At 61.6% G+C, this 25,000-nt stretch carries 22 protein-coding genes; 11 read left to right on the forward strand and 11 right to left on the reverse strand.

Annotated elements, in window-relative coordinates; translation table 11 throughout:
- The first annotated feature begins 40 nt into the window (after window positions 1-40).
- Window positions 41-2,293 carry an ATP-dependent Clp protease ATP-binding subunit ClpA gene (gene clpA, locus OC537_RS04895; RefSeq protein ID WP_106886978.1) on the forward strand — a complete coding sequence of 751 codons (2,253 nt, stop codon included), beginning with the start codon at window positions 41-43 and terminating at the stop codon, window positions 2,291-2,293.
- A gap of 69 nt (window positions 2,294-2,362) precedes the next feature.
- On the opposite strand, the gene infA is transcribed toward clpA, so the two are convergent.
- The 3 genes from infA to aat all read right to left on the reverse strand — a co-directional run bounded on the left by infA (window position 2,363) and on the right by aat (window position 4,070).
- A complete protein-coding gene (infA, locus tag OC537_RS04900; protein ID WP_005300033.1) occupies window positions 2,363-2,581 on the reverse strand; it encodes a translation initiation factor IF-1 in 219 nt (72 codons plus the stop codon).
- A gap of 68 nt (window positions 2,582-2,649) precedes the next feature.
- Complete coding sequence (locus tag OC537_RS04905; RefSeq protein WP_262109920.1) at window positions 2,650-3,366, reverse strand: arginyltransferase; 717 nt, start codon at window positions 3,364-3,366, stop codon at window positions 2,650-2,652.
- Entirely contained in the window at window positions 3,363-4,070 is a 708-nt protein-coding gene (gene aat / locus OC537_RS04910; RefSeq protein WP_262109921.1) for a leucyl/phenylalanyl-tRNA--protein transferase, read from the reverse strand. Before aat ends, OC537_RS04905 begins: the two co-directional genes overlap by 4 nt.
- Before the next feature lie 17 nt (window positions 4,071-4,087).
- Between aat and OC537_RS04915 the strand changes: the two genes are divergently transcribed.
- Window positions 4,088-4,558 carry a glycine zipper 2TM domain-containing protein gene (locus tag OC537_RS04915; protein WP_262109922.1) on the forward strand — a complete coding sequence of 157 codons (471 nt, stop codon included), beginning with the start codon at window positions 4,088-4,090 and terminating at the stop codon, window positions 4,556-4,558.
- Between the two features lie 101 nt (window positions 4,559-4,659).
- Here the strand turns inward: OC537_RS04915 and OC537_RS04920 are convergent, their stop codons facing one another.
- The 3 genes from OC537_RS04920 to ald all read right to left on the reverse strand — a co-directional run bounded on the left by OC537_RS04920 (window position 4,660) and on the right by ald (window position 8,206).
- A complete protein-coding gene (locus OC537_RS04920) occupies window positions 4,660-5,901 on the reverse strand; it encodes a diguanylate cyclase (RefSeq protein WP_262109923.1) in 1,242 nt (413 codons plus the stop codon).
- Window positions 5,902-5,957: 56 nt separating this feature from the next.
- Window positions 5,958-6,908: a thioredoxin-disulfide reductase gene (trxB, locus tag OC537_RS04925; RefSeq protein WP_106886974.1), complete on the reverse strand. Its 951-nt coding sequence runs from the start codon at window positions 6,906-6,908 to the stop codon at window positions 5,958-5,960.
- Window positions 6,909-7,090: 182 nt separating this feature from the next.
- On the reverse strand, window positions 7,091-8,206 hold the full coding sequence (gene ald, locus OC537_RS04930) for an alanine dehydrogenase (RefSeq protein WP_106886973.1): 1,116 nt from the start codon (window positions 8,204-8,206) through the stop codon (window positions 7,091-7,093).
- A gap of 150 nt (window positions 8,207-8,356) precedes the next feature.
- Between ald and lrp the strand changes: the two genes are divergently transcribed.
- From lrp to purF, 7 genes are all read left to right on the forward strand, one after another.
- Window positions 8,357-8,848 (forward strand): leucine-responsive transcriptional regulator Lrp, encoded by a 492-nt coding sequence (gene lrp, locus OC537_RS04935; RefSeq protein WP_005300047.1) that lies wholly within the window; start codon window positions 8,357-8,359, stop codon window positions 8,846-8,848.
- A gap of 192 nt (window positions 8,849-9,040) precedes the next feature.
- A complete protein-coding gene (locus tag OC537_RS04940) occupies window positions 9,041-11,548 on the forward strand; it encodes a DNA translocase FtsK (RefSeq protein WP_262109927.1) in 2,508 nt (835 codons plus the stop codon).
- 69 nt (window positions 11,549-11,617) lie between these two features.
- On the forward strand, window positions 11,618-12,226 hold the full coding sequence (lolA, locus tag OC537_RS04945) for an outer membrane lipoprotein chaperone LolA (RefSeq protein WP_262109929.1): 609 nt from the start codon (window positions 11,618-11,620) through the stop codon (window positions 12,224-12,226).
- A gap of 148 nt (window positions 12,227-12,374) precedes the next feature.
- Window positions 12,375-13,712 (forward strand): replication-associated recombination protein A, encoded by a 1,338-nt coding sequence (locus tag OC537_RS04950; protein WP_262109931.1) that lies wholly within the window; start codon window positions 12,375-12,377, stop codon window positions 13,710-13,712.
- Window positions 13,713-14,000: 288 nt separating this feature from the next.
- Window positions 14,001-15,296: a serine--tRNA ligase gene (gene serS / locus OC537_RS04955; protein WP_262109933.1), complete on the forward strand. Its 1,296-nt coding sequence runs from the start codon at window positions 14,001-14,003 to the stop codon at window positions 15,294-15,296.
- Window positions 15,297-15,483: 187 nt separating this feature from the next.
- Window positions 15,484-15,975: a CvpA family protein gene (locus OC537_RS04960; protein ID WP_106886968.1), complete on the forward strand. Its 492-nt coding sequence runs from the start codon at window positions 15,484-15,486 to the stop codon at window positions 15,973-15,975.
- A gap of 18 nt (window positions 15,976-15,993) precedes the next feature.
- A complete protein-coding gene (gene purF, locus OC537_RS04965; protein ID WP_025326767.1) occupies window positions 15,994-17,514 on the forward strand; it encodes an amidophosphoribosyltransferase in 1,521 nt (506 codons plus the stop codon).
- A gap of 105 nt (window positions 17,515-17,619) precedes the next feature.
- Here the strand turns inward: purF and OC537_RS04970 are convergent, their stop codons facing one another.
- A complete protein-coding gene (locus tag OC537_RS04970; RefSeq protein WP_262109944.1) occupies window positions 17,620-19,050 on the reverse strand; it encodes a 6-phospho-beta-glucosidase in 1,431 nt (476 codons plus the stop codon).
- Window positions 19,051-19,081: 31 nt separating this feature from the next.
- Entirely contained in the window at window positions 19,082-20,536 is a 1,455-nt protein-coding gene (gene ascF, locus OC537_RS04975; protein ID WP_262109946.1) for a PTS cellobiose/arbutin/salicin transporter subunit IIBC, read from the reverse strand.
- Window positions 20,537-20,786: 250 nt separating this feature from the next.
- Between ascF and OC537_RS04980 the strand changes: the two genes are divergently transcribed.
- Window positions 20,787-21,800 carry a LacI family DNA-binding transcriptional regulator gene (locus tag OC537_RS04980; RefSeq protein WP_316044143.1) on the forward strand — a complete coding sequence of 338 codons (1,014 nt, stop codon included), beginning with the start codon at window positions 20,787-20,789 and terminating at the stop codon, window positions 21,798-21,800.
- 128 nt (window positions 21,801-21,928) lie between these two features.
- Window positions 21,929-22,687, forward strand: coding sequence for a tRNA isopentenyl-2-thiomethyl-A-37 hydroxylase MiaE (gene miaE, locus OC537_RS04985; RefSeq protein ID WP_005325367.1), 759 nt, complete (start codon window positions 21,929-21,931; stop codon window positions 22,685-22,687).
- Window positions 22,688-22,832: 145 nt separating this feature from the next.
- Here miaE and OC537_RS04990 read toward each other — a convergent pair whose 3' ends face one another.
- The 3 genes from OC537_RS04990 to OC537_RS05000 are packed head-to-tail and all read right to left on the reverse strand — an operon-like array spanning window position 22,833 to window position 24,951.
- Window positions 22,833-23,618 (reverse strand): ATP-binding cassette domain-containing protein, encoded by a 786-nt coding sequence (locus tag OC537_RS04990; RefSeq protein ID WP_111910994.1) that lies wholly within the window; start codon window positions 23,616-23,618, stop codon window positions 22,833-22,835.
- Window positions 23,615-23,956 (reverse strand): hypothetical protein, encoded by a 342-nt coding sequence (locus OC537_RS04995; protein ID WP_262109950.1) that lies wholly within the window; start codon window positions 23,954-23,956, stop codon window positions 23,615-23,617. The genes OC537_RS04990 and OC537_RS04995 overlap by 4 nt, the downstream gene beginning before the upstream one ends.
- A complete protein-coding gene (locus OC537_RS05000; RefSeq protein WP_005325353.1) occupies window positions 23,953-24,951 on the reverse strand; it encodes an oligopeptide/dipeptide ABC transporter ATP-binding protein in 999 nt (332 codons plus the stop codon). Before OC537_RS05000 ends, OC537_RS04995 begins: the two co-directional genes overlap by 4 nt.
- Window positions 24,952-25,000 lie beyond the last annotated feature (49 nt).

Consider the following 25,000-nt stretch of genomic DNA (forward strand, 5'->3'; position numbering starts at 1 on the left):
TAACGACACCGCATTGTTGCTGTACTGAGGGGAGGTGCCTATGTTGAACAAAGATCTAGAAAAGACGCTGAACGAGGCTTTCAAACTGGCCCGTGACGAGCGCCACGAATTCATGACCGTCGAGCACCTGTTGTTAGCCCTGCTGGATAACAGCTCAGCCCATGAGGCGCTGAGTTCGTGTGGTGCGGATGTGGAGCAGATGCGCAAGGAAATTCGCGCATTCATCAATCAAACGACCCCGCTCATCCCCCGCGATGACGAAGACAGAGAAACCCAACCGACCCTTGGTTTCCAGCGCGTGTTGCAACGTGCCGTGTTCCATGTCCAGTCGTCGGGCAATACCGAGGTAAGCGGCGCCAATGTGCTGGTCGCCATCTTCAGCGAGCAAGAGTCCCAGGCCGCCTACTTCCTGAAAAAAGCCGAAATAAGCCGCCTGGATGTGGTGAACTTCCTCTCCCACGGGGTGCGCAAAGACAGCAAGCCCGAGAGTGGCGGCAACAATGCCGAGTCCGATGATGAGGTCTCGTCAGCCCAGATCGAGAGCTTCGCCACCAATCTCAACCAACTGGTGCTGGAGGGGCGCATCGACCCGCTGATCGGTCGCGATCAGGAGCTGAGTCGCACTATCCAGGTGCTCTGCCGTCGTCGCAAGAACAATCCCTTGCTGGTGGGGGAGGCTGGCGTGGGGAAGACCGCCATCGCCGAGGGGCTCGCCTATCGTATCGTCAAGGGTGACGTGCCCGAGGTGATAGCTAACAGCACTATATATTCCCTGGACATGGGCTCCCTGCTGGCAGGCACCAAGTACCGCGGCGACTTCGAGAAGCGTCTCAAGGTGCTGCTCAAGCAGATCGAGCGCCAGGAAGGGGCCATCCTCTTCATCGACGAGATCCACACCATCATCGGGGCGGGTGCAGCCTCCGGCGGTCAGCTGGATGCGGCCAACCTCATCAAGCCACTGCTCTCCAATGGCCTGCTGCGCTGTGTGGGATCCACCACTTATCAGGAATATTCCCAGATCTTCGAAAAAGATCGGGCTCTGGCGCGCCGTTTCCAGAAGATCGACATCGTCGAGCCGAGCATAGATGACACAACCCGTATCCTGATGGGGCTCAAGAGCCGCTATGAGGCGCACCATGGCGTGCGTTACACCGTCAAGGCCATCCGTGCCGCGGTCGAACTCTCCGCCAAGTACATCAACGACCGCCACCTGCCGGACAAGGCCATCGACGTGATCGACGAGGCGGGGGCGGGGCAGCGTTTGTTGCCGGTCAGCAAGCGTAAAAAAGTGATTAATGTGCCGGAAATCGAGGCCATAGTCGCGAAGATTGCCCGCATCCCGGAGAAATCAGTCTCCTCTTCCGACAAGGAGGTGCTGAAGAACCTGGAGCGTAACCTCAAGATGGTGGTGTTCGGTCAGGACAAGGCCATCACTGTATTGACCGATGCCATCCGGCTGTCACGCTCCGGCCTTGGCAACGAGCGTCGCCCTGTGGGCTGCTTCCTGTTTGCCGGCCCGACCGGGGTGGGCAAGACCGAAGTCACCCAGCAGCTCGGCAAGGCGCTCGGGGTCGAGGTGCTGCGCTTTGATATGTCCGAATACATGGAGCGCCATACCGTCTCCCGGTTGATTGGGGCACCTCCCGGCTATGTGGGCTTCGAGCAGGGCGGCTTGCTGACCGATTCTGTGCTCAAGCATCCCCATTCGGTGGTGCTGCTGGACGAGATCGAGAAGGCGCACCCGGATGTCTTCAACCTGCTGCTGCAGGTCATGGACAACGGCACCCTGACGGACAACAACGGGCGCAAGGCAGATTTTCGCAACGTGATCCTGGTTATGACCACCAACGCAGGGGTGCAGGAAACCCAGCGCAAGTCCATTGGCTTCCAGCAGCAGGACATGAGCCACGATGCCATGGCGGTGATCAACAAGACGTTCAGTCCGGAGTTCCGCAACCGGCTCGATCACACCATCTGGTTCAACCATCTGGACATGACGGTGATCCATCAGGTCGTCGACAAGTTCATCGTCGAACTGCAGGTACAGCTGGATGCCAAAGGGGTATCACTTGAGGTATCTGAAGAGGCGCGCCACTGGTTGGCCGAGAAGGGGTATGATCGGGCAATGGGTGCAAGACCCATGGGACGGGTCATTCAGGAGCACCTCAAGAAGCCGTTGGCCAATGAGATCCTGTTCGGCTCACTGGTCGATGGCGGAGTGGTGAGAGTGGAGCTGGTAAATAACAGCCTCAGCTTTGACTTCCAGGTCAATGTTGAAGCTGTCTCTCACTAAATGTGATTGAGGCCAGAAACGACAAAAAACCCCAGCCGAGAGGCTGGGGTTTTTTGCTGAATTCCTGGCTTAGCGAGAGCGGAAAACAATACGTCCCTTGGAGAGATCGTACGGAGTCAGAGCCACCGTTACTTTGTCCCCAGTCAGGATACGGATGTAGTTTTTGCGCATCTTGCCGGAAATATGAGCGATAACCACGTGACCATTTTCCAGTTCCACACGGAACATGGTATTGGGCAAGGTTTCGAGAATGGTACCCTGCATCTCAATACTGTCTTCTTTAGCCATTGAATCCTCTTGATAAGCCACAACAAAAAACCGCTGGATCATGCCGGATTTAAGGCTATGTGTAAAGTTTACTCGGGCTTGGTGTCGATATTTTTCCATTCTCCCTGCATCAGCAGCTCGTGGGGCAGGTATTGGCGTTTGTAATTCATCTTGCGACAGGCCTCCACCAGATAGCCCAGATACAGCCAGCTGCGACCCGTGCGCCTGGCCAGTTCCAACTGGCTCAGAATGGCAAAGGTGCCCAGAGAGCGGTCGGCATAGTCAGGATCGAAGAAGGTATACATGGCGCTCATGGCGTGGGGGAGCAGGTCCGTGGTGGCCACCCCGATGAGGCGTCCCTCCTTGCGTATCTCCATGTAGAGCGGTGGCATCCAGTCGCAGTGCAGGAATCCCTTGTACTGGCTCCGACTCGGCGGGTACATGCTGCCATCGTGGTGGCGCTCGCGGATGTAGCGCTCATAGAGCTGGTAATACTCGGGTTTGTCGTCGTAACTCAGCACCAGCTCGAGATCCCGATTCAGCTGACGAACGCGTTTCTGGCTGCGGTTCGGCACGAAACGCTCGCTGTGGATGCGCAGGGACTGGCAGGCACTGCAGGCCGGGCAATGGGGGCGATAGATGTCGTTGCCACTGCGCCTGAATCCTGCCGTCAGCAGTCGCTCATAACCGGCCGCATTAAGCAGCTCATGATCCATCAGTACCAGCAACTGCTCCTGCTCATGGCCGAGGTAGCTACACGGGTGTCTGGGGGTCAGGCCTACCTTGAGGATCACTTCTTCTGTCATAGGCTGATTCTCCTCTGCTGCCAGCAACCGTCCTGCAGTGGTTGCCTGGTCAGGCTCGCCAATGTGGTCAGAAACCGGCTTCTTGGCCACTCCTGGACCCCCAGGGTGGCCAGGAAGTCGTTCTGCATCTGGCAATCGATGAGGGCCCCCCCATGGCGGGAAAAATGACGACAGAGCGCCACCATGGCCAGTTTGGCGCCGTTATCGATGCGGCTGAACATGGATTCGCCGCAGAAGAGGCGGCCAAGGGAGAGGCCGTAGAGCCCCGCCTGCAACTCCCCGTCCTGCCAGATCTCGACGGAGTGGGCATGGCCCAGGCAGTGCAACTGCCGATAGGCGTCGATCATGGGGGCGCTAATCCAGGTGCCGCTGGCGCTGCGACGGGGGGCGGCGCAGGCCGCTATCACCTCATCGAAGGCACTGTCGACGGTAATGTCGAAGGTGGTGCGGCGCAGATACTTCTGCAGGCTGCGCCCTATGTGTAGCTCATCGGGCACTATCACCCCCCTGGGATCCGGCGACCACCACAGCAGTGGCTGGTGCGGCTCATTCCACGGAAAGATCCCGCTGTGATAAGCTGCCAGCAATCGAGCAGGAGAGAGATCTCCCCCGATCGCCAGCAGGCCATTGGGCTCTTCCAGCGCATGGCTGGGGGAGGGAAACCAGCACAGCTCATCATCCAGTTCGGTGAGATAGCGAGACATAAGACAGAGGTTCACAGATGAAGGCCATTATCCTGATAGTATCCAGCTTGCTGGGCTTTGTCACGGCGCCCGCCTGGGCTGTACCCTATGAGCGCAATACGGCGCGCCCCGTCGATCAGGTGGTGTTTGGCCAGGTGGATACGGTGCGCAATATCACCCAGCGCCAGGTGCTGGAATCCGAGCATACCGGCTGGAAAACCCTGGGGGGCGCCGTGCTGGGGGGGCTGCTCGGCAACCAGTTTGGCGGCGGTCATGGGCGGGAGATAGCCACCGCCGTGGGGGCATTGGCGGGGGCGGCCGCGGCGCAGCACTACCAGTCCGGTGGCAGCGTGGTGGAGAACAAGCTGGTGGAGCTGCTAATCCGCAACGAGCAAGACGGGCTTATCAACGTGATCCAGGATTACGATCCGGCCATGGTGTTTGCGAGGGGGGACAAGGTGCGCATCCTCTATTTCAGCGATGGGGTGCGGGTCGACAAGACCTATTGAGGAAACCCGTGGCGGCAGGGATGGCGTGCTGAGAAGGAATAACCCGGCGGCCGCAAGGGGCGCCGGGCGGTACTACACGAAGCGTCTCACTCGAGACGTGCTCAGGCGTCCTGGGAGACTATCTTGTCACGACCCGTGTTCTTTGCCTGATACAGCTGGCGATCTGCCTCGCAGAGCGCCTCGTCCATGGAGAGCCGCCCGACATTGATGACGCCAAAACTGGCGCGCACGAACAGCGGCACTTCCCGTGACAGCGGCTGCTGACGCAGCTGTTGGCGCAGCCCTTCCAGCCGCTTGAGCAGCACGGGAACCGGGCAATGGGGCACCATCAGGGCAAACTCCTCCCCGCCAAAGCGGGCTATCATGGCATCCGGGAAGAATTGGGAGAGCAACCGGGTCAGGTGGCAGAGCAGCTCATCGCCGATGGCATGGCCCCAGTGATCGTTGACCTGCTTGAAATGATCCACATCGAGCACGCACAGGGCGAGCAGTGCCTGCTGACGCTGATGCTCCTCGAACCACTTCTGCCCCTCGTTGAACCAGTAACGCCGGTTGTAGAGCCCGGTCAGGTAGTCGCGATTGGCGGATTCCTGGATGCTGTTGAACTGCTCAAGGGCCTCCAGATTGTGGCTGACCCGGCACTGCAGCTCCTCGGGCTCGAACGGCTGGTTGAGAAAATCGTTCGCCCCTTGCTTGAGGTAGCGGGCGGAGAGGCCGTGCTTGTCCGACACCGAGATGCCGATGATGGCGAGCTGCTGCTTGCTATAGCGCTCCCGCAGCATCCGCACCAGGCTGATGCCGTCGATTTCCGGCATGTAGTAATCCACCAGCATCAGGCGAATGGCCGGGTGTTGCTCGAGCAGGGCCAGGGCATCCCGGGCGCAGGTTGCCTCGTGCACCAGCAGCAGTTGCTTGCGCAGCTGGGCGGCGGTGCGATGACGGGAAGTGAGCGAATCATCGACCACCAGCACCTCTATGGCCTGGTTGAGGTAGAGGCGGTGCACCAGGCTGACGGCGTATTGCAGGGAGTGCCGTGAATCCTTCATCACGTAATCCAGCACTCCGGCCTCCAGCCAGGCTTCCCGTTTCTCCTCGCTGATGTCGGCGGTGAGGATCACCACGGGCAACCCTCGCGCCAGCAACACGTTGACGGCTTCTCCGCTCGGGGCATCCGGCAGGGTGAGATCCACCAGGGCGACCACGTACTCTTCTCCCTGGCAGTCACGGGCGCCCTCCAGGGTATCGAACGCATCTATCTCCAGCCCGGTTTGCTGCGCAATGGCCTGGGTCAACATGCGGCGCACCGTCAGGCTGTCTTCCACAATCAATATTTTCCGTTTCATCCGGCTCCTTAAAAGAAAAGGGCATGCCACTTGGCATGCCCTTTATATCCTTGTGCTTATTGTGCGTCCAGATATCGCTCGGCATCCAGGGCCGCCATGCAGCCGGTACCGGCTGAGGTGATCGCCTGACGGTAAACGTGGTCGGCCACGTCGCCGGCGGCAAACACGCCCGGGATGCTGGTCTGGGTCGCGAAGCCTTCCAGGCCGCCCCGCACCTTGAGGTAGCCGTTTTCCATTGCCAGCTGGCCTTCGAAGATCTGGGTGTTGGGCTGGTGACCTATGGCGATGAAGACCCCCATCAGCGGCAGCTCGGAGGTGGCGTCGTCCCGGGTGCTGCGCAGGCGCACGCCGGTCACGCCCATGTTGTCACCCAGCACCTCGTCCAGGGTCTGGTGAGTGTGCAGCACTATGTTGCCGCTCTCGACCTTGTCATTGAGGCGCTTGATCAGGATCTTCTCGGCGCGGAACTCGTCGCGGCGGTGGATCAGGTGCACCTTCTTGGCGATGTTGGCCAGATAGAGCGCCTCTTCCACGGCTGTGTTGCCGCCGCCGACCACGGCCACTTCCTGATTGCGATAGAAGAAGCCGTCACAGGTGGCACAGGCGGAGACGCCACGGCCCTTGAAGGACTCCTCGGAAGGCAGCCCCAGGTACTTGGCGGAGGCGCCGGTGGCGATGATGAGCGCGTCGCAAGTGTATTCACCGTTGTCACCCTTGAGACGGAAGGGGCGCTGGGTCAGCTCCACTTCATTGATGTGATCAAAGAGGATGCGGGTATCGAATTTTTCCGCATGCTCTTTCATGCGCTCCATCAGGGCCGGGCCGGTCAGCCCTTCCGCATCACCTGGCCAGTTTTCCACCTCTGTGGTGGTGGTCAGCTGACCACCTTGCTGCATGCCGGTGATGAGCAGGGGATTGAGGTTGGCGCGGGCGGCGTAGACGGCGGCGGTGTAACCCGCCGGGCCTGACCCCAGGATCAGCAGTTTGCTATGAATGACTTGGCTCATGATGTGATTTCCGAGACGTGATGAGTTTGCGCGATTGTAGGTAATTCGTGATCCGGGGTCAAAGGCCAGGGCATCGATTGTGGCAATCGCCAAAGAGGGGGAGGGGGGCCGGATTGCGCCATAAAAAAACCGCCCATCGCGGGCGGATTTTCACTCATCGACGCACCCTTGCGGGGGCGGGATCAGTTCAGCAGGGTCAGGGGATCCGTGTAGGCCAGGTTGTGCGCCACGGCGACCTCCTTGCAGGTGATCTTGCCCGCCATCACGTTCAGGCCGTGCAACAGGTGGGGATCGCTGAGCAGTGCACCGCGATAGCCCTGTTCCGCCAGCTTGATGATGAAGGGCAGGGTGGCGTTGTTGAGGGCCACGGTGGAGGTGCGGGCCACGGCGCCTGGCATGTTGGCCACGCAGTAGTGCACCACCTCGTCGACGATGAAGGTGGGATCCTCATGGGTGGTGGCGTGAGAGGTCTCGACGCAGCCGCCCTGATCGATGGCCACGTCCACGATGGCGGAGCCCGGCTTCATGCGTGCAATGTGGTCACGGCTGACAAGTTTTGGCGCAGTGGCGCCCGGCACCAGCACGCCGCCGATGACCAGATCCGCCGCCAGCAGGTGGCGCTCCAGGGTCTCGCGATTGGAGTAAACCACCTTGGCTGCCCCTTGGAACTCGCTGTCGAGACGGCGCAGGGTGTCGATGTTGTTGTCGAGTATGGTCACGTCGGCACGCAGGCCGATGGCCATGCGGGCTGCGTTGGAACCCACCACGCCACCGCCGATGATCACCACCTTGGCCGGTTCGACTCCGGGTACGCCGCCGAGCAGCATGCCGCTACCCCCGCGGGACTTCTCCAGCGCTTGGGCACCGGCCTGAATAGACATGCGCCCGGCCACTTCCGACATGGGTGCCAACAGGGGCAGGCCGCCACGGCCATCGGTGACTGTCTCGTAGGCGATGCAGACGGCGCCGCTGTCGACCAGCTCCCGGGTCTGGGCCAGGTCTGGCGCCAGGTGCAGGTAGGTAAAGAGGGTCTGGCCCGGACGCAGCATGGCGCGCTCGACCGCCTGGGGTTCCTTGACTTTGACGATCATCTCCGCCTTGGCGAAAACGTCTGCTGCGGAGGCCAGGATCTCGGCTCCGGCAGCCAGATAATCTGCGTCACTGAAGCCAATGCCATTTCCTGCGCCGCTTTGGACGAAAACGGTATGGTTTCGTGCTGTCAGTTCACGTACACTGGCCGGAACCATGCCTACGCGATATTCATGGTTTTTTATTTCCTTAGGTACACCGATAATCATGCTATCCCTCGTCTATCGATTGGTGGTTTATGTTGCCCAGATGTTAAGCAACATTTGCGCCTAGTATATTCAGGTATTGACAGGATTTGTGACCATTATTATAAAATGACTGGTGATTCTTACCAAAAAATAGCCAAAGGATGGAATTAAATGATGGAAGCTAAGAGTCGGCTAAAGGATTTGGACAGGATTGACCGCAACATTCTGAATGAACTGCAAAAGGATGGCAGGATTTCGAACGTTGAGTTGTCCAAACGAGTTGGCCTGAGTCCCACACCGTGTCTGGAACGGGTTCGTCGCCTCGAGCGTCAAGGCTATATCGAAGGATATGCCGCTATTCTGAACCCTCATTATCTGGATGCGTCTCTGCTGGTGTTCGTGGAAATTACCCTCAATCGTGGCGCCCCCGACGTGTTCGAACAGTTCAACAAGGCTGTTCAGGTGCTCGAAGAGATCCAGGAGTGCCATCTGGTGTCCGGTGATTTCGACTATCTGCTCAAGACCCGCGTCAGCGACATGTCGGCCTATCGCCGCCTGCTGGGGGAAACCCTGCTGCGTCTGCCCGGCGTCAATGACACCCGTACCTATGTGGTCATGGAAGAGGTCAAGCAGAGCAGCCGTCTGGTGATCAGCACCCGATAAGCGGGATTGTGCTGTGACTTGCAAGCACCACGACGAGTCACGATAGTCAGAAACGAGCGGCCGGTCCGCTCGTTTCTTCTTATTACTGTATTCATGGCCCCGCCCTCAGGCACTGGCTGACAATCGGTGGGCTTTTCAGGGATACTAGGCCCCCTATCCCCGCATTACATGTTTTCAGAAAGGAGCCGGAGTTTGGCCGATAAAAAGCTGTTTACTCCTTTGTCAGGTACGCAACGGATCTTCGAGGCCGTCTTGATCGCCATCACGCTGATGGCTGCCTATCTCTTGCTTGCCCTGTTGACCTACCATCCCGCCGATCCAGGTTGGTCCCAGACCTCCTGGCAGGGAGAGGTGAAGAACCTGGCGGGCAGCGCCGGGGCCTGGCTCGCCGACATCACCATGTTCACCTTCGGGGCCTTCTCCTATCTGGTGCCTCCTCTGGTGGTGCTGCTCGGCTGGAGCCTGTTCTGGCGCCCGAGCCGGCTGCTGGAGGTGGACTATCTCACCCTGTCGGTGCGGATCATCGGCTTCGTGCTGACGGTGCTCGGCATGTCGGCCATTGCCAGCATGAACTTCAATGACTTGCAGAATTTCTCAGCAGGCGGCCTGGTGGGGGACGTGATAGCGTCCGCCGTGGTGCCCCTGTTTGGCGGGGTCGGGGCCAACCTGATGCTGCTCTGCTTCGTGGCAACCGGCATCACCCTGTTCACCGGCTGGTCCTGGCTCACCATAGTCGAGCGGATCGGTGCCACCTGCACCGGCAGCGTCAGCGCCATCTACCATTTCCCGACGACCCTGGGCCGCTGGCTGACCGGCGGCTGGCGCCAGCCCCGTTTTGAGGGACCGGACCCCCTGCTGGAAGGGGGCGTGGGAGCCCTGGATCTCGACGAGGAAGAGGACGAGCCTCATAGCAGCTGGACGCGCAACCCCAAGGCCAAGGGGAGCCAGAAGTCAAAATCTGACGAATGGCTGCCGGAGCTCGATGACGATACCTTCCAGTTCGATCCGCAATTCGATGATGAAGAGGACGAGCCGGCGCCCGTGGCCAGACCCAAGCGCGCCGCCGTTGCCCATGCCCGCCGTCAGCCGGCCCTGGCCGATGACGGGGATGACGAACTCGATCTGCCCTGGGTGGAAGGGGAGGAGGCAGCCGCCGCCCCTGCGGTCGCCGCACCGGTCAAGCTCAAGCGTCGCCCCCAGCCCGCCATGGCGCCGCTGCCGAGCATAGATCTGCTGGACAGGCCACCCGCCAAGACCCAGATGATGAGCAAGGACGAGCTGGACCGCATGGGCCGGCTGGTGGAGGCGAAACTCGCCGACTACAACGTGCAGGCCAAGGTGGTCGGTGTCTATCCGGGCCCTGTGATCACCCGCTTCGAGCTGGATCTGGCGCCGGGCATGAAGGCGAGCAAGATCACCAACCTCTCCCGGGATCTCGCCCGTTCGCTGTCCGCCAGCAGCGTGCGGGTGGTGGAGGTGATCCCGGGCAAGACCTTCGTCGGCATCGAGTTGCCCAACCGGGTACGCCAGACCGTCTACCTGCGCGAGACCCTGGACTGCGAGGCCTTCTCGGGCAGCCACAACCCGCTCACCATGGGGCTGGGGCAGGACATCGCGGGGGAACCCGTGGTGGTGAACCTCGCCAAGATGCCCCACCTGCTGGTGGCCGGTACCACCGGCTCGGGCAAGTCTGTGGGGGTGAACACCATGATTATCTCCATGCTCTACAAGTCATCCCCCGATGATCTGCGCTTCATCATGATCGACCCCAAGATGCTGGAACTCTCGGTCTACGAAGGTATCCCCCATCTGCTGACCGAGGTGGTCACCGACATGAAGGACGCAGCCAACGCCCTGCGCTGGTGCGTAGGAGAGATGGAGCGTCGCTACAAGCTGATGTCCGCGGTCGGGGTGCGCAACCTCAAGGGTTACAACGACAAGGTGCTGGCCGCGGCCGCCGAGGGCGAGCCCCTGCGGGATCCCCTGTGGCGTCCGGGTGACTCCATGGATCAGATGCCGCCTGAGCTCGAGAAGCTGCCCCACATAGTCGTAGTGGTGGACGAGTTCGCCGACATGATGATGATCGTCGGCAAGAAGGTGGAAGAGCTCATCGCCCGTATCGCCCAGAAGGCGCGGGCGGCCGGTATTCACCTCATCCTGGCGACCCAGCGCCCCTCTGTGGATGTGATCACCGGCCTCATCAAGGCCAACATCCCGACCCGGATCTCCTTCCAGGTGTCGAGCAAGATCGACTCCCGTACCATCCTGGATCAGGGCGGTGCCGAATCCCTGCTCGGCATGGGTGACATGCTCTACATGCCGGCCGGTACCTCCAACCCTACCCGGGTCCACGGCGCCTTCGTCGATGACCACGAGGTGCACAAGGTGGTGGCGGACTGGAAACTGCGCGGCGAGCCGAACTACATCGAGGAGATCCTCTCCGGTGAGTCGGACGGCGAGGGCGGTGGCGGCGAGTACGGCGGCGGTGGTGACGAGGAGCTGGATCCCCTGTTCGACGAGGCGGTCGCCTTCGTGGTGGAATCCCGCCGTGGCTCGACCTCCAGCGTGCAGCGCAAGTTCAAGATTGGTTACAACCGGGCGGCTCGTCTCATCGAGCAGATGGAAAACCAGGGCATCGTCAGCTCTCCGGGGGGCAACGGCCAGCGCGACGTGCTGGCACCGCCTCCGGTGCGTGATTAAGCCTTCATATCATCCTGGCCATGTCTGCGGACATGGCCTTTTATCTGACCCTCTTCAACGGGAATCGCGATGAAAAAAGCATTATTGATGGGTTCTGTACTGTTGCTCGCCAGCAGCCAGGTGTGGGCCGATGCGGCCAGCGACCTCAAGCAGAAGCTGACGGGCGTCAGCCTGTTCTCGGCCAAGTTTGCCCAGACCGTCTATGACAGCAAGGGCAAGGAGCTGCAGAAGGCGAGCGGCGATCTGCTGGTACAGCGCCCGAACCGCTTCAACTGGCACACCACTGCCCCGGACGAGAGCCTGATAGTGGCGGACGGCAAGGATGTGTGGGTCTATGACCCCTTCGTCGAGCAGGTCACCGCCCTCAAGATGAAGGATGCGGTGCTCAACACCCCCTTCGTGCTGATCGCCGGCAACGATATTGGGCTCTGGAAGAACTACGACGTGACCCAGCAGGGGGACGTCTACACAGTCACCAGCCGCAACAAGGATGAGCTTATTGCCTCCTTTCGCATCACCTTCGACCGTCAGAACAACATCAGCCGGTTCGACGTGAAAGAGGCCCAGGGGCAGTGGAGCGAATTCACCTTGAGCAGTTTCAACCGCAAGCCGGTGCTCAAGGGCAACGAGTTCGTGTTCAAGATACCCAAGGGGGTCGCACTGGACGATCAGCGCTGATGAGCCCTCCCTCTTTGGATCTCCGGTCGGGCCGTCATCCGCTGACGGCCCCTCGGGGGCTCTCAACCAAGATGAGCAAGCGCTCTTTGGAATCATCGTCGGAGCGCCTCTCACCGGCGGCCGGCGTGGCACTGGACGGTTAACGCAGATGAGCAATTTATCCCTGGATTTCTCGTCGGACTTTCGTCCGCTGGCGGCCAGGATGCGGCCGCAGAACCTGGATCAATACATAGGTCAGCAGCACATCCTGGGGGCCGACAAGCCCCTGCGCAAGGCGATCCTGGCGGGGCACTGCCACTCCATGATCCTGTGGGGACCGCCCGGCACCGGCAAGACCACCCTCGCCGAGCTGATGGCCCACTACTGCCAGGCCGAGGTGGAGCGGCTCTCCGCAGTCACCTCCGGCATCAAGGAGATCCGCGCCGCCATCGACAAGGCGAAGGAGAACAGCTGGCGCGGGGTGCGCACTATCCTCTTCGTGGACGAGGTGCACCGCTTCAACAAGAGCCAGCAGGATGTGTTCCTGCCTCACATCGAAGATGGCACCATCACCTTTATCGGCGCCACCACCGAAAACCCCTCGTTCGAACTCAACAACGCACTGCTCTCCCGGGCCCGGGTCTACCTGCTGAAAAGGCTTGAGGAAGACGACATCCTCGCCATGCTCGATCAGGCGATGCAGGATCCGCGCGGTCTCAATGACCCCAGTCTCACCTTTGCCCCCGGGGTGAAGGCGGCGCTGGCCAAAGCCGTGGATGGGGACGGGCGCAAGTCCCTCAACTATCTGGAGCTCCTGGCCGACATGGCCGAGGCCAATGGGGCAGGGGAGAGGGTGATCGACAGCGCCCTGCTTGCCGCCGTGGTGGGGGAGCACGTGGCCCGCTTCGACAAGGGGGGCGATCACTTCTACGACCTCATCTCGGCGGTGCACAAGTCCATTCGCGGCTCGGCGCCGGATGCGGCCCTCTACTGGTATGCCCGCATGGTGAGTGCCGGTTGCGATCCCCTCTATATTGCCCGCCGATTGCTGGCGATTGCCTCGGAAGACGTGGGCAACGCCGATCCCCGCGCCATGCAGGTGGCGCTGTCAGCCTGGGACTGCTTCCATCGCATAGGCCCGGCGGAAGGGGAGCGGGCCATCGCCCAGGCCATCGTCTACCTTGCCTGCGCCCCCAAGAGCAATGCGGTCTACACCGCCTGGAAGGCGGCGCTCAATGACGCCAGGAACCTGCCGGACTTCGAGGTGCCGCCGCACCTGCGCAACGCGCCGACCAAGTTGATGAGCGAGCTCGGCTATGGTGCCGAGTACCGCTATGCCCACGACGAACCCGGCGCCTATGCCGCCGGCGAGGAGTACTTCCCCCCTGAGCTTGCCGGCAAGCACTACTACCAGCCCACCGAACGGGGTCTCGAGAAGCAGATCGCCCAGAAGCTCGACTATCTGCGCGAGCTGGACCGCCAAAGCCCGCGCCAAAGAGAGAAGTAAGGGCGCCTTGCCCGGGCAGCATGGCGATCCCTCGGATCGGCGAAGATAAGCCTGCCGATGCCGTCAAACTTGGCAAAAACGACAGCAATACGCCCTGTTCGGGCGGGGGGGCGGTCTGCTACACTGCCCCTCTGACCCCGCTTGTCTTGGCCTTGCACCATCTTCTTGATTTAGAAGGCCCGATTCCGAAGACATAGGGGTGCGCCAACCGATGTTAACTTCCGGATCTGTTTTCTCGCCAGGGCGGATGACCCAGGCCCAGATCCCATTAAAAAAAGTAGGTAAACCATGCTGGATCCCAAATATCTGCGCAGCGATATCGAAGAGGCCGCCGCTCGTCTGGCTGCACGTGGCTACACGCTGGACGTAGCGGCTGTCAACGCTCTGGAAGAGAAACGCAAGGATCTGCAGTCCCGTACCCAGGAGCTGCAGGCCGAGCGCAACGCCCGCTCCAAGTCCATCGGTGAGGCTGCCCGTCGCGGCGAAGATGTGGCTCCGCTCAAGGCCGAGGTGACCAAGATCAACGACGAGCTGGAGACCAGCAAGGTCGAGCTCGAGGCACTGCTGGCCGACATCAAGGCCATCTCCGACGCCATCCCCAACCTGCCGAGCGACAGCACCCCGGTGGGCCGCGACGAGAACGACAACGTTGAAGTGCGCCGCTGGGGCACCCCGCGTGCGTTTGACTTCCCGGTGCGCGATCACATCGATCTGGGCGAAGCGGCCAAGGGCGTGGACTTCAAGAACGGCGTCAAGCTCTCCGGTGCCCGCTTCGTGGTGATGAAGGGTCAGATTGCCCGCCTGCACCGCGCCCTGGCGCAGTTCATGCTGGACCTGCACACCCTGCAGCACGGCTACACCGAATGCTACGTGCCCTACCTGGTGAACCCGGACAGCCTGTACGGCACCGGCCAGCTGCCCAAGTTCTCCCAGGATCTCTTCAACACTGGTATCGAGGGCGAAGGGGAAGACGAGGGCAAGGTGCGCAAGTTCTCCCTGATCCCGACCTCCGAAGTGCCGCTCACCAACATGGCCCGCGACGAGATCTTCGACGAGCAGGAACTGCCCATCAAGATGACGGCCCACAGCCCCTGCTTCCGCTCCGAAGCCGGCTCTTATGGCCGTGATACCCGGGGTCTGATCCGCATGCACCAGTTCGACAAGGTCGAGATGGTCCAGCTGGTGCACCCGGAAAAGTCCTGGGATGCGCTGGAAGAGATGGTGGGTCACGCCGAGAAGGTGCTGCAACTGCTGGAGCTGCCGTATCGCGTGATGGCGCTCTGTACCGGTGACATGGGCTTCTGCGCCGCCAAGACCTACGATCTGGAAGTCTGGCTGCCGGCCCAGAACACCTACCGCGAGATCTCCTCCGTCTCCAACTGCACCGACTTCCAGGCGCGCCGCATGCAGGCTCGCGTGCGTGTCGATGGCAAGCCGCAGCTGCTGCACACCCTGAATGGCTCCGGCCTGGCGGTGGGCCGCACCCTGGTGGCGGTGATCGAGAACTACCAGCAGGAAGACGGCCGCATCGCCATCCCGGCGGCGCTGCAGTCCTACATGGGCGGCCTGACCCACATAGGGTAAGCGCCTCTTGCTGAACACAACGCCATGGCCATGCCATGGCGTTGTGCATTTGGGCGCCAGTCGCCCCCCGGCAGGGGAGAGGAGCAGTCTCCTTCGGCGCTCCATTGAACCTTTAACACATTTTTATCAAGCATTGCGCAATCGTTTTTGTTAGACTGCGCCGCAATTTCGCAGGACATCTTTTTCTATGGTCTGGATTGATTACGCCATCATCGGCATCGTCGGTTTCTCTGCCCTCATCAGCCTGGTGCGCGGCTTCCTGAAGGAAGCCATGTCCCTCGTCACCTGGTTCGTCGCCTTTTTCATTGCCAGCCATTTCTATCCCGATCTCGCCATCTACTTCACCTCCTTCTCCGACGCCATGGTGCGCAACGGCCTGGCCATCGCCGCCCTCTTCGTGGCGACCCTGATCCTGGGGAGCGTGGTCAACTACGTGGTGGGCCTGCTGGTGGAAAAGACGGGACTCTCCGGCACGGATCGGGTGCTGGGTGTCTGTTTTGGCGCCATTCGCGGGGTACTGATCGTCAGTGCCCTGCTGTTTTTTATGGATACCTTCACCAGCCTCTCCCAGAGCGACTGGTGGGTGGCGTCCAGACTGGTTCCCGAGTTCAAGCCGGTGATCCAGTGGTTTTTCGGGTTCATGCTGAACTCGTCCAGTTTTCTTCAACAGGTACAGTGACTTCGAGGTAGCAAAGACATGTGCGGTATTGTCGGTATAGTTGGCACCACCCCCGTCAATCAGGCCCTCTACGACGCCTTGACGGTGTTGCAGCACAGGGGACAGGATGCCGCCGGGATCGTGACCATTGACAGTGGAAACTTCCGGCAACGCAAGGCCAACGGCCTGGTGAAGGATGTGTTTGAAGTGCGCCACATGCAGCGACTGAAGGGGCATATCGGCATAGGACATGTCAGATATCCCACCGCAGGCAGCTCCAGTGCCGCTGAAGCCCAACCTTTTTACGTGAACTCTCCCTACGGCATGGTGCTGGCCCATAACGGCAACCTCACCAACGCCAAGGATCTCAAGGAGCAGCAGTTCAAGGTGGCCCGCCGCCACATCAACACCACCTCGGATTCCGAAGTGCTGCTGAACGTGCTGGCCCACGAGCTGGATCTGTGCGACAAGATGGCGCTGCGGCCGGAGGACATCTTCTCTGCGGTGCGCAAGGTGCACCAGCAGATCCGCGGCGCCTATGCCGTGGTGTCGCTGGTGATAGGCCACGGCCTCATCGGTTTCCGCGATCCCAACGGCATTCGTCCGCTGATCCTGGGTCGTCGCGTCGACGATCAGGGCCAGGTGGAGTACATGCTCGCCTCCGAGAGCGTGGCGCTGGACGCCATCGGTTTCGAGACGGTGCGTGACGTCGCCCCGGGCGAGGCCATCTACATCACAGAGCAGGGCCAGCTCTTCTCCGAGCAGTGTGCGGAGAACCCCCAGATGAGCTCCTGCATCTTCGAGTACGTCTACTTCGCCCGTCCCGACTCCTGCATCGACAAGGTCTCCGTCTATGCCGCCCGCCTCAACATGGGTCGCAAGCTGGGCAAGAAGATTGCGCGGGAGTGGGAAGATCTCGACGTGGATGTGGTCATCCCCATCCCCGAGACCTCCTGCGACGTGGCGCTGGAAATCGCCCATACCCTGGGCCTGCCTTACCGTCAGGGCTTCGTGAAGAATCGCTACATAGGCCGTACCTTCATCATGCCGGGCCAGACCCAGCGCAAGAAGTCGGTGCGTCGCAAGCTCAACGCCATCAGCTCCGAATTCAAGGGCAAGAAGGTGTTGCTGGTGGATGACTCCATCGTCCGTGGCACCACCTCGGAGCAGATCATCCAGATGGCACGTGAAGCGGGGGCGGCCAAGGTCTATTTCGCCTCGGCGGCACCGGAAATTCGCTTCCCCAACGTCTACGGCATCGACATGCCCACCGCCAACGAGCTGATCGCCCATGGCCGTGAAGTGGAAGAGGTGTGCAAGCTGATCGGCGCCGATGGCCTGATTTTCCAGGATCTGGAAGATCTGGAAGAGGCGGTGCGGGAGATCAACCCCGAGCTGCGCCACTTCGAGACCTCGGTGTTCAACGGCCACTACGTGACCTCGGACGTGGATCAGGGGTATCTGGACCACCTGAACGCCCTGCGCAGCGACGACAACAAGGCGGTGCGCGAGTGGCAGGAAGGGACCAGCAACCTGGAGATCTTCAACGAAGGCAGTTAAACGTTTTCCGATTGCCGTCGACATGAAACAGAGATGGGGGCCCAGGCCCCCATCTCTGTTTTTGTCTCTGCCTCAAGCCGCCGCCCTCATCGGGGGCGGCCCTCGTCACGCCAGATCTTCCCCGTTGCTGGCGATCACCTGTCGGTACCACCAGAACGACTTCTTGCGCCTGCGTGCCAGGGTGCCCTGGCCGGCATCGTCCCTGTCCACGTGGACGAAGCCGTAGCGCTTGCTCATCTCGCCGGTGGAGGCGGAGACCAGATCGATGCAGCCCCAGCTGGTGTAGCCCAAGAGCGGCACCCCGTCGGCGATGGCATCCCCCATGGCGCTGATGTGCGCGCGCAGGTAGTCGATGCGATAGTCGTCCTCTATCTCGCCATCGGCGTTGATCTCGTCGATGGCCCCCAGGCCGTTCTCCACCAGGAACAGGGGCTTCTGGTAGCGATCGTACAGGCTGTTCATGGTGATGCGAAGGCCGAGCGGGTCTATGCCCCAACCCCATTGGCTCTGCTGGATGTGGGGGTTTCGCAGGGACTTGACCACGTTGGCGGCGCTGGTGTTGTCCTGATTCATGTCGGCCGAGGCGCAGCGGGAGGCGTAGTAGCTGAAGGAGACGAAGTCGACGCTGTGTTTGAGGATGTCATCATCCTCCGGCGCCTTGACGAGCTGGATCCCCTTCTCGCGAAACAGGCTGGCAGCATAGGCCGGGTAGGCCCCCCGGGCCTGCACATCGATAAACAGCAGGTTCTCCCGCTCCTTTTGGAGCGCAGCCCAGACATCTTCCGGCTTGCAGGAGTAGGGATAGAAGCTGCCCCCCGCCAGCATGCAGCCCACCTGGTTGTGCGGGTTCACCTCGTGGGCTATTCGGGTCGCCAGGGCGCTCGCCACCAGCTCGTGGTGGGCGGCCTGGTATTTGACCTGCTCCCTGTCTTCCCCTTCCTCAAACACCAGCCCGGCCCCGGAGAAGGGGCTGTGCAGCAGGATATTGATCTCGTTGAAGGTGAGCCAGTACTTCACCAGGCCGTCGAACGCCTCGAAGCAGGTGCGGGCGTAGCGGGTGAAAAAGTCCACCATCTGGCGATTGCGCCAGGAGCCGTACTCCACCACCAGGTGCATGGGCACGTCGAAGTGGCACAGGGTCACCAGGGGCTCGATGCCGTACTTGCGGCACTCCTCGAACATCGCCCGGTAGAAGGCGATGCCCTCGGGATTGGGTTCTGCCTCATCCCCTTTGGGATAGAGCCGGCTCCAGGCGATGGAGGTGCGAAACACGGTGAAGCCCATCTCGGCCATCAGGGCGATGTCTTCCTTGTAGCGGTGATAGAAATCTATGGCCTCATGGCTTGGGTAGAACTCGTCATTTCGCAGGGTGAAGCGCTGCTCCTGGCCAAGTTTGACCGCCATGCGGTTGGCGCCATGGGGGATCATGTCGACCGTAGTCAGGCCCTTGCCCCCCTCGAGATGGGCGCCTTCCGCCTGGTTGGCGGCCAGGGCGCCACCCCACAGGAAGCCTTGTGGAAATCTTGCTAACGACATTGGTTACCTCTTGTCATGTCTGATAGGGGAGTCACGCGCCGGCGGTGGCCTGCGTCTGGCTGGCCGCGACGGGCTGGGGTGCGGCGCTCTCGCCGGGTACCTCCACCGGTATGTCCTCAAAGCCCATCACCAGGGTCAGCACGAAGGAGAGCACCACCGAGAGCGCCATCACGGCGAACACCCAGGCGATGCTCATGGGGTTGGCCGGATCGAAGAACTGCACGCTGGTAAAGAGCCCTGGGGCCGCCATGGAGTGGCTGGCGAGCCCGGCAATGCCTGCCACTGCGCCGCAGATGAAACCACTGATAAGGCTGGCGATGAGGGGCCGCTTCAATCGCAGGGCCACCCCGTAGAGGGCGGGTTCGGAGATCCCCGCCATGATGGCGGAGGCGGCGGCCGCCAGCGCGGTCTGGCGCAGTTCGGGGTTTCGGGTACGCCAGGCCACCGCCAGGGAGGATCCGCCGAGGGAGAGGTTGGCGCCAATCTCGGAGGGCATCACCATGCCTTCCTTGCCGGTCTCGGCGATGGTCTGGATGATGGTCGGGGTGAAGACGCGGTGCATGCCGGTCATCACCAGCAGCGGCCAGAGCGCGCCCATGATGGCCACCGACAGCCAGCCGAGGTAGTCGTGAACCGTGTAGACCAGGCCCGAGATGGCGGTGCCAATCCAGATGCCGATGGGGCCGATGAGCAGGATGGCGAGCGGCGCCGCGATCAGCACTATCAGCATGGGCTTCAAGAAGTTCTTGGTCACCGCCGGGGTGATGCGGTCGACCCAGCGCTCTATGTAGGAGAGGCACCAGGTCATCACCAGGGCCGGGATCACGGTATAGGTGTATTTCACCGCGGTGACCGGGATCAGCGCGAAGGTCACCTGCTCCCCCTGGGCGGCCCTGGCCATCAGCTCGATGAAGCTGGGGTGCACCAGCACGCCGGCGATGGCGATGGCGAGCGACATATTGGTCTTGAACTTGACGGCGGCGGAGGCGGCCACCATCAGGGGCAGGAAGAAGAAGGCGCCGTCCCCGGCCACAGTGAGTATGGTGAGGGTCGAGGATCCTTTCTCCAGCACCCCTGTCATCTCCAGCACCATGGCCAGCAGTTTGAGCATGGAGCCGCCGATGATGGCCGGGATGAGGGGCGACATGGTGCCGATCAGGGCGTCCAGAATGGCGGCGCCCATGCGGCGCAGGCTGAAACCTGGCTTGGCCGCTGGCACCTCTCCCTGTGCGCCTTCCGGTAACTGGGCAAGCACCTCGCGATAGGCGTGGGAGACCATGTTGCCGATGATCACCTGGCACTGGTTATCACTGCTGACCACCCCAAGTACCCCGGCAGTGGCCTTGAGCGTTGGACTGTCCACCAGGGTGGGATCTTGCAGCACGAAGCGCAGGCGCGTCATGCAGTGGGTCACGGCGACTATGTTGCCGGTTCCGCCGAGGGCCGTGATGACCTTGCCGGCCAGGGCCGCGTAGTTCTTTGACATCTAGTCGTATCCTTTTTACCAAATGAGGCCTGTCGAACCCCGTCATTGACGACGGGAAGAACGGGAATGAAACTGCATTGTGGAACCGGTTCCACATAGCATGCTCAGTTTCATACTCACAGACAAGACGGCCGCACCGCCATTGTGCAGAAGCGTGAATGGGATCACTGAAAGGGGGGGCTTGCGCCCATTCTCGTTAGCACAAGCGGGTCCCGTGCAGTACACTGCGGCCCGTCGAGAAGAGGGGAAGATGATGACGACTATGCTGGAGGTGGCGAAGCGGGCAGGGGTGTCGAAGGCGACTGTCTCCCGGGTGCTGTCGGGCAATGGCTATACCAGTCAGGAGACCCGGGATCGGGTGTTCCAGGCCATAGAGGAGAGCGGCTATCGCCCCAACCTGCTGGCGAGGCAGCTGGCCACCAAAAACACCCAGACTCTGGGACTGGTGGTGACCAACACCCTCTATCACGGCGTCTATTTCAGCGAGCTGCTCTCCCATGCGGCGCGGTTGACCGAAGATCGGGGCCGGCAGCTGATCCTGGCCGACGGCAAGCACAGCGCCGAGGAGGAGCGACAGGCCATCCAGTACCTGCTCGACTCCCGCTGTGACGGCGTCATCATCTACCCGCGTTTTCTCAGCGTCGAGGAGATGGACGAGATCATCGAGCAGCACTCCCAGCCCATCATGGTGCTCAACCGCAAGTTACGGCGCCACCCGGCGCACTGCGTCTACTCCGATCAGCAGGCGGCCGCCGCGGCCGTGGTGGATAAATTGGTGGAGATGGGGCACAGCGACATCGCCTTCATCACAGGCTCGGCGGATTCCCCTACCGGTATGGAGCGCCTCGCCGGCTACCGCGAGGCCCTTGCCCGGCACGGCATTCCCGTGCGAGAGGCACTGATCGCCCCCGGCAAGTGGACCCCCGCCTGCGGCGCGGCCGGGGTTTCGACCCTGCTGGCGCGCGGGGTGAGCTTCAGTGCCCTGATCGCCAGCAACGATGACATGGCGATCGGTGCCATCAAGCAGTTGCACGAGAGCGGCCTGTCGGTGCCGGAACAGGTCTCTGTGGTGGGGTTCGACGACATCGCCCTGGCTCCCTACGTCATTCCTTCGCTGGCCAGCGTCAAGATGCCGGTGACCGAGATGATCCAGGAGACCATCAGCCGGCTGATCACCATGGTGGAGGAGGGGGAGGCCGAGGCGCTGCCCTCTTTCAGTGGCAAGCTGATCCGGCGCGACTCCCTCAAACGGCTGCTGGAGTGAGGCCGCCTCTGCGCTGGGCAGGCGGGGCGGGATCCGTTAGCATGGGCCCCCTTCGCGGGCTTCGCCCGCCGTATCAAGCCGCATCAATATATGCCAATCAAGACTAACCAGAGAGCACAAGAGTTCAGATGGATGACCTGCTAGCCCCCGTTCGTCAGTTCCTGCATTGTGAGACCCCGGATGAGTGGGTGGAGATGGCGCGGGATCCCGCCCAGTTGCCGACCCTGCTCATCGATCACGCCAACTGCGAGAACAAGGCCGCCCTGACGGCCCACAGCCTGGTGCGCCGCTACTGCCTGCCCAAGGAGAAGCGCCACCTGCTGCCCAAGCTTGAGTTTTACCGTGAGCTGGATGCCATCCCCGAGAAGGCCGAGATCCTCGGCAAACGTACCATGGGGGAGTCAGACAGAAGCGTGTTCGCCGAGCTTGAACGCAATCCCCTGCTGTTCCCCATGGTGCGGCTCATCCAGGAGGAGCTGCACCACTTCGAGCAGGTGCTGGAGATAATGCAGGCCCGCGGCATCCCCTACGGGCCCGTCACCGCCTCCCGCTATGCCCGCAGCCTGCTGGCCCACGTGCGTACCTACGAGCCGGCGGCCGTGGTGGACAAGATGATCATCGGCGCCTACATAGAGGCGCGCTCCTGCGAGCGCTTTGCGAAGATTGCCCCCCACCTGGACGAGGAGCTGGGCCGCTTCTATGTCTCCCTGCTGCGATCGGAGGCGCGCCACTACCAGGATTATCTGGCACTGGCCGAGCAGTACGCCGGGGAGGATATCAGCGAGCGGGTCGCCTATTTTGGCCGGATTGAAGCCGAGCTTATCTGCTCGCCGGATCCGCAATTCAGGTTCCATAGCGGCCTGCCTGTCAGATCTGACAGTTGTTGACCCCAGAGGGGCTGCCTACTATCTCGGTGTTCCTACTACGAGCGACGCAATCACTTTTTTGAGCGCAATCCCCCGGCGACTGATGCGACATCAGGCCGGTTTTTTTTATGCCCGGCCCATGGGCCGGAGGGGGAACGGCTGGGGATCAGCGGCGATATTCGTTGTTGTAGTTCTGGATCAGGCGGCGGGTCACGTCGTGCTGGGGATCGGCAAACACCTTGAGGGTCTTGCCGCGCTCCACCACCCGGCCCTCGTGCATCACCAATACCTCGTCGCTGATGTGGCTGACGATGCCCAGATCGTTGGCCACCAGCACATAGCTCAGCCCCGTGGTCTCCTGCATCTCCAGCAGCAGGTTGATGATCTGGGAGCGCACCGAGATGTCCAGGGTCGAGAGCGCCTCATCTGCGACCACGATTTTCGGGTTGAGGATAAGCGCCCGCGCCAGCCCCACCCGCTGCTGCTGACCGGCGGAGAGCATCTGGGGGTAGAAGAGGGCGTGATCCGCCAGCATGCCCACCATGCGCAGGGTCTGGACCACCTTCTCCCGGCGCTCCTCCTCGCTCAGGGCCGTGTTGAGGCGCAGCGGCGTCTCCAGGATCTGGCCGACCCGGATCTTTCGGTTGAGCGAGGTATTGGGGTCCTGGAAGATCATCCGCAGCAGCTTGCAGCGGGTCTGATAGTCACCGTGGACCAGGGGCTGCCCCTCGATGGCGATCTCGCCGCCGCTCGGCTCTATCATGCCGGCCAGGATCCGCGCCAGTGTGCTCTTGCCAGAGCCGGCCTCGCCGACGATGGCCAGGGTCTGGCCCACTCCGAGATCAAACGACAGGGGCTTGATGGCCTCCACCGCCTGGCGCCGGAACAGGCCGGTGCGGTTCTGATAGGTCTTGCACAGGCCCCTGACCTGCAACAGGGCGGGTTCGATCACTGGCTGGGCTCCTTTATGGCGGCATTCACGGTCAGGCTCATTTCTTCGATTCTTCCATGTTCGGCGGGAAGTGGCAGCTGGGAAATGGATGTCCCTTGGCCTTGCCGATGGGACATGGGCTGGTGATGACTCGGGTTCATTTCTTCGGCTCTTCCATGTTCAGCGGGAAGTGGCAGCTGGGAAATGGATGTCCCTTGGCCTTGCTGATTGGACATGGAGTGGTGATGACTCGGGCTCATTTCTTCGATTTTTTCATGTTCAGCGGGAAGTGGCAGCTGGGAAATGGATCTCCCTTGACCTTGCTGATTGAGCATGGGCTGGTGATGACTCGGGTTCATTTCTTCGGCTCTTCCATGTTCAAGGGGAAGTGGCAACTAAATTGATGTCCCTTGACCTTGCTCATCAGCGGGGTCTGCACGCACTGCTTCTGGGCGTAGGGGCAGCGGGGGCCGAGGCGGCAGCCGATGGGCAGGTGCTGCAGGGGGGGGATCACCCCGGGCAGGGTCTCGAGTCGGGACTTGTGGCGCACCAGCTTGTCAAAGTCGGGAATGGACTTGAGCAGGGCGTCCGTATAGGGGTGGCGGGGGGATTCGAGGATCTGATCCCGGGTGCCCACTTCCACCATCTGGCCGCAGTACATGATGTTGATGGTGTCGGTCAGGTTGGCGATGGCGGCGATGTCGTTGCTGATGATGAGGATGGTGGTGTTGCCCAGCTTGTTCATCTTGTCCAGCAGCCGCAGGATCTGGGAGTGGGTAGTGGACTCCATGGCACTGGTGGGCTCGTCCGCCACCAGCAGCCGCGGCTGGTTGGCGATGGCCATGGCGATCATCACCTTCTGGCACATGCCATCCGACAGCTCGTGGGGATAGGCCCGCATCACCTTGCGGTGATCCTTGACGCCGACTCTGTGCAGCAGGGCGATGGCCCGCTTCTTGCGCCACTGGAAGCGCTGCCAGAACTTGCCGGCGAAGGCGCTGGTGGGGATGGCCTCTTCCAGCTGGGTGCCTATCTCCTCGGAGGGGTCGAGGCAGCTGATGGGATCCTGGAAGATCATGGCGATCTCCCGGCCCATGATGCGGCGTCGCTCCTTGGGGGCCATGGTCAGCAAGTCCATGTCGTTGAAGCGCATCCGGTCGGCGCGCACCGTCCAGTTGTCCTTCTGGATGCCGACGATCACCTTGGCCACCAGGCTCTTGCCCGAGCCCGATTCTCCTACCAGGCCGCGGATCTCCCCCTCGTTCAGGGTCAGGCTGACCCTGTCCACCGCCTTGACCTTGCCCTGGGGGGTGTCGATCTCTATGGTCAGGTTGCGTATGTCGAGCAAGGGCATCAGTGGCGCTCCTCATGAGGGTGTGACAGGGCGTGCTGCATCTGGGCCA

The sequence above is a fragment of the Aeromonas sp. Marseille-Q5825 genome, assembly GCF_946892685.1.
Classification (GTDB): domain Bacteria; phylum Pseudomonadota; class Gammaproteobacteria; order Enterobacterales; family Aeromonadaceae; genus Aeromonas; species Aeromonas rivipollensis.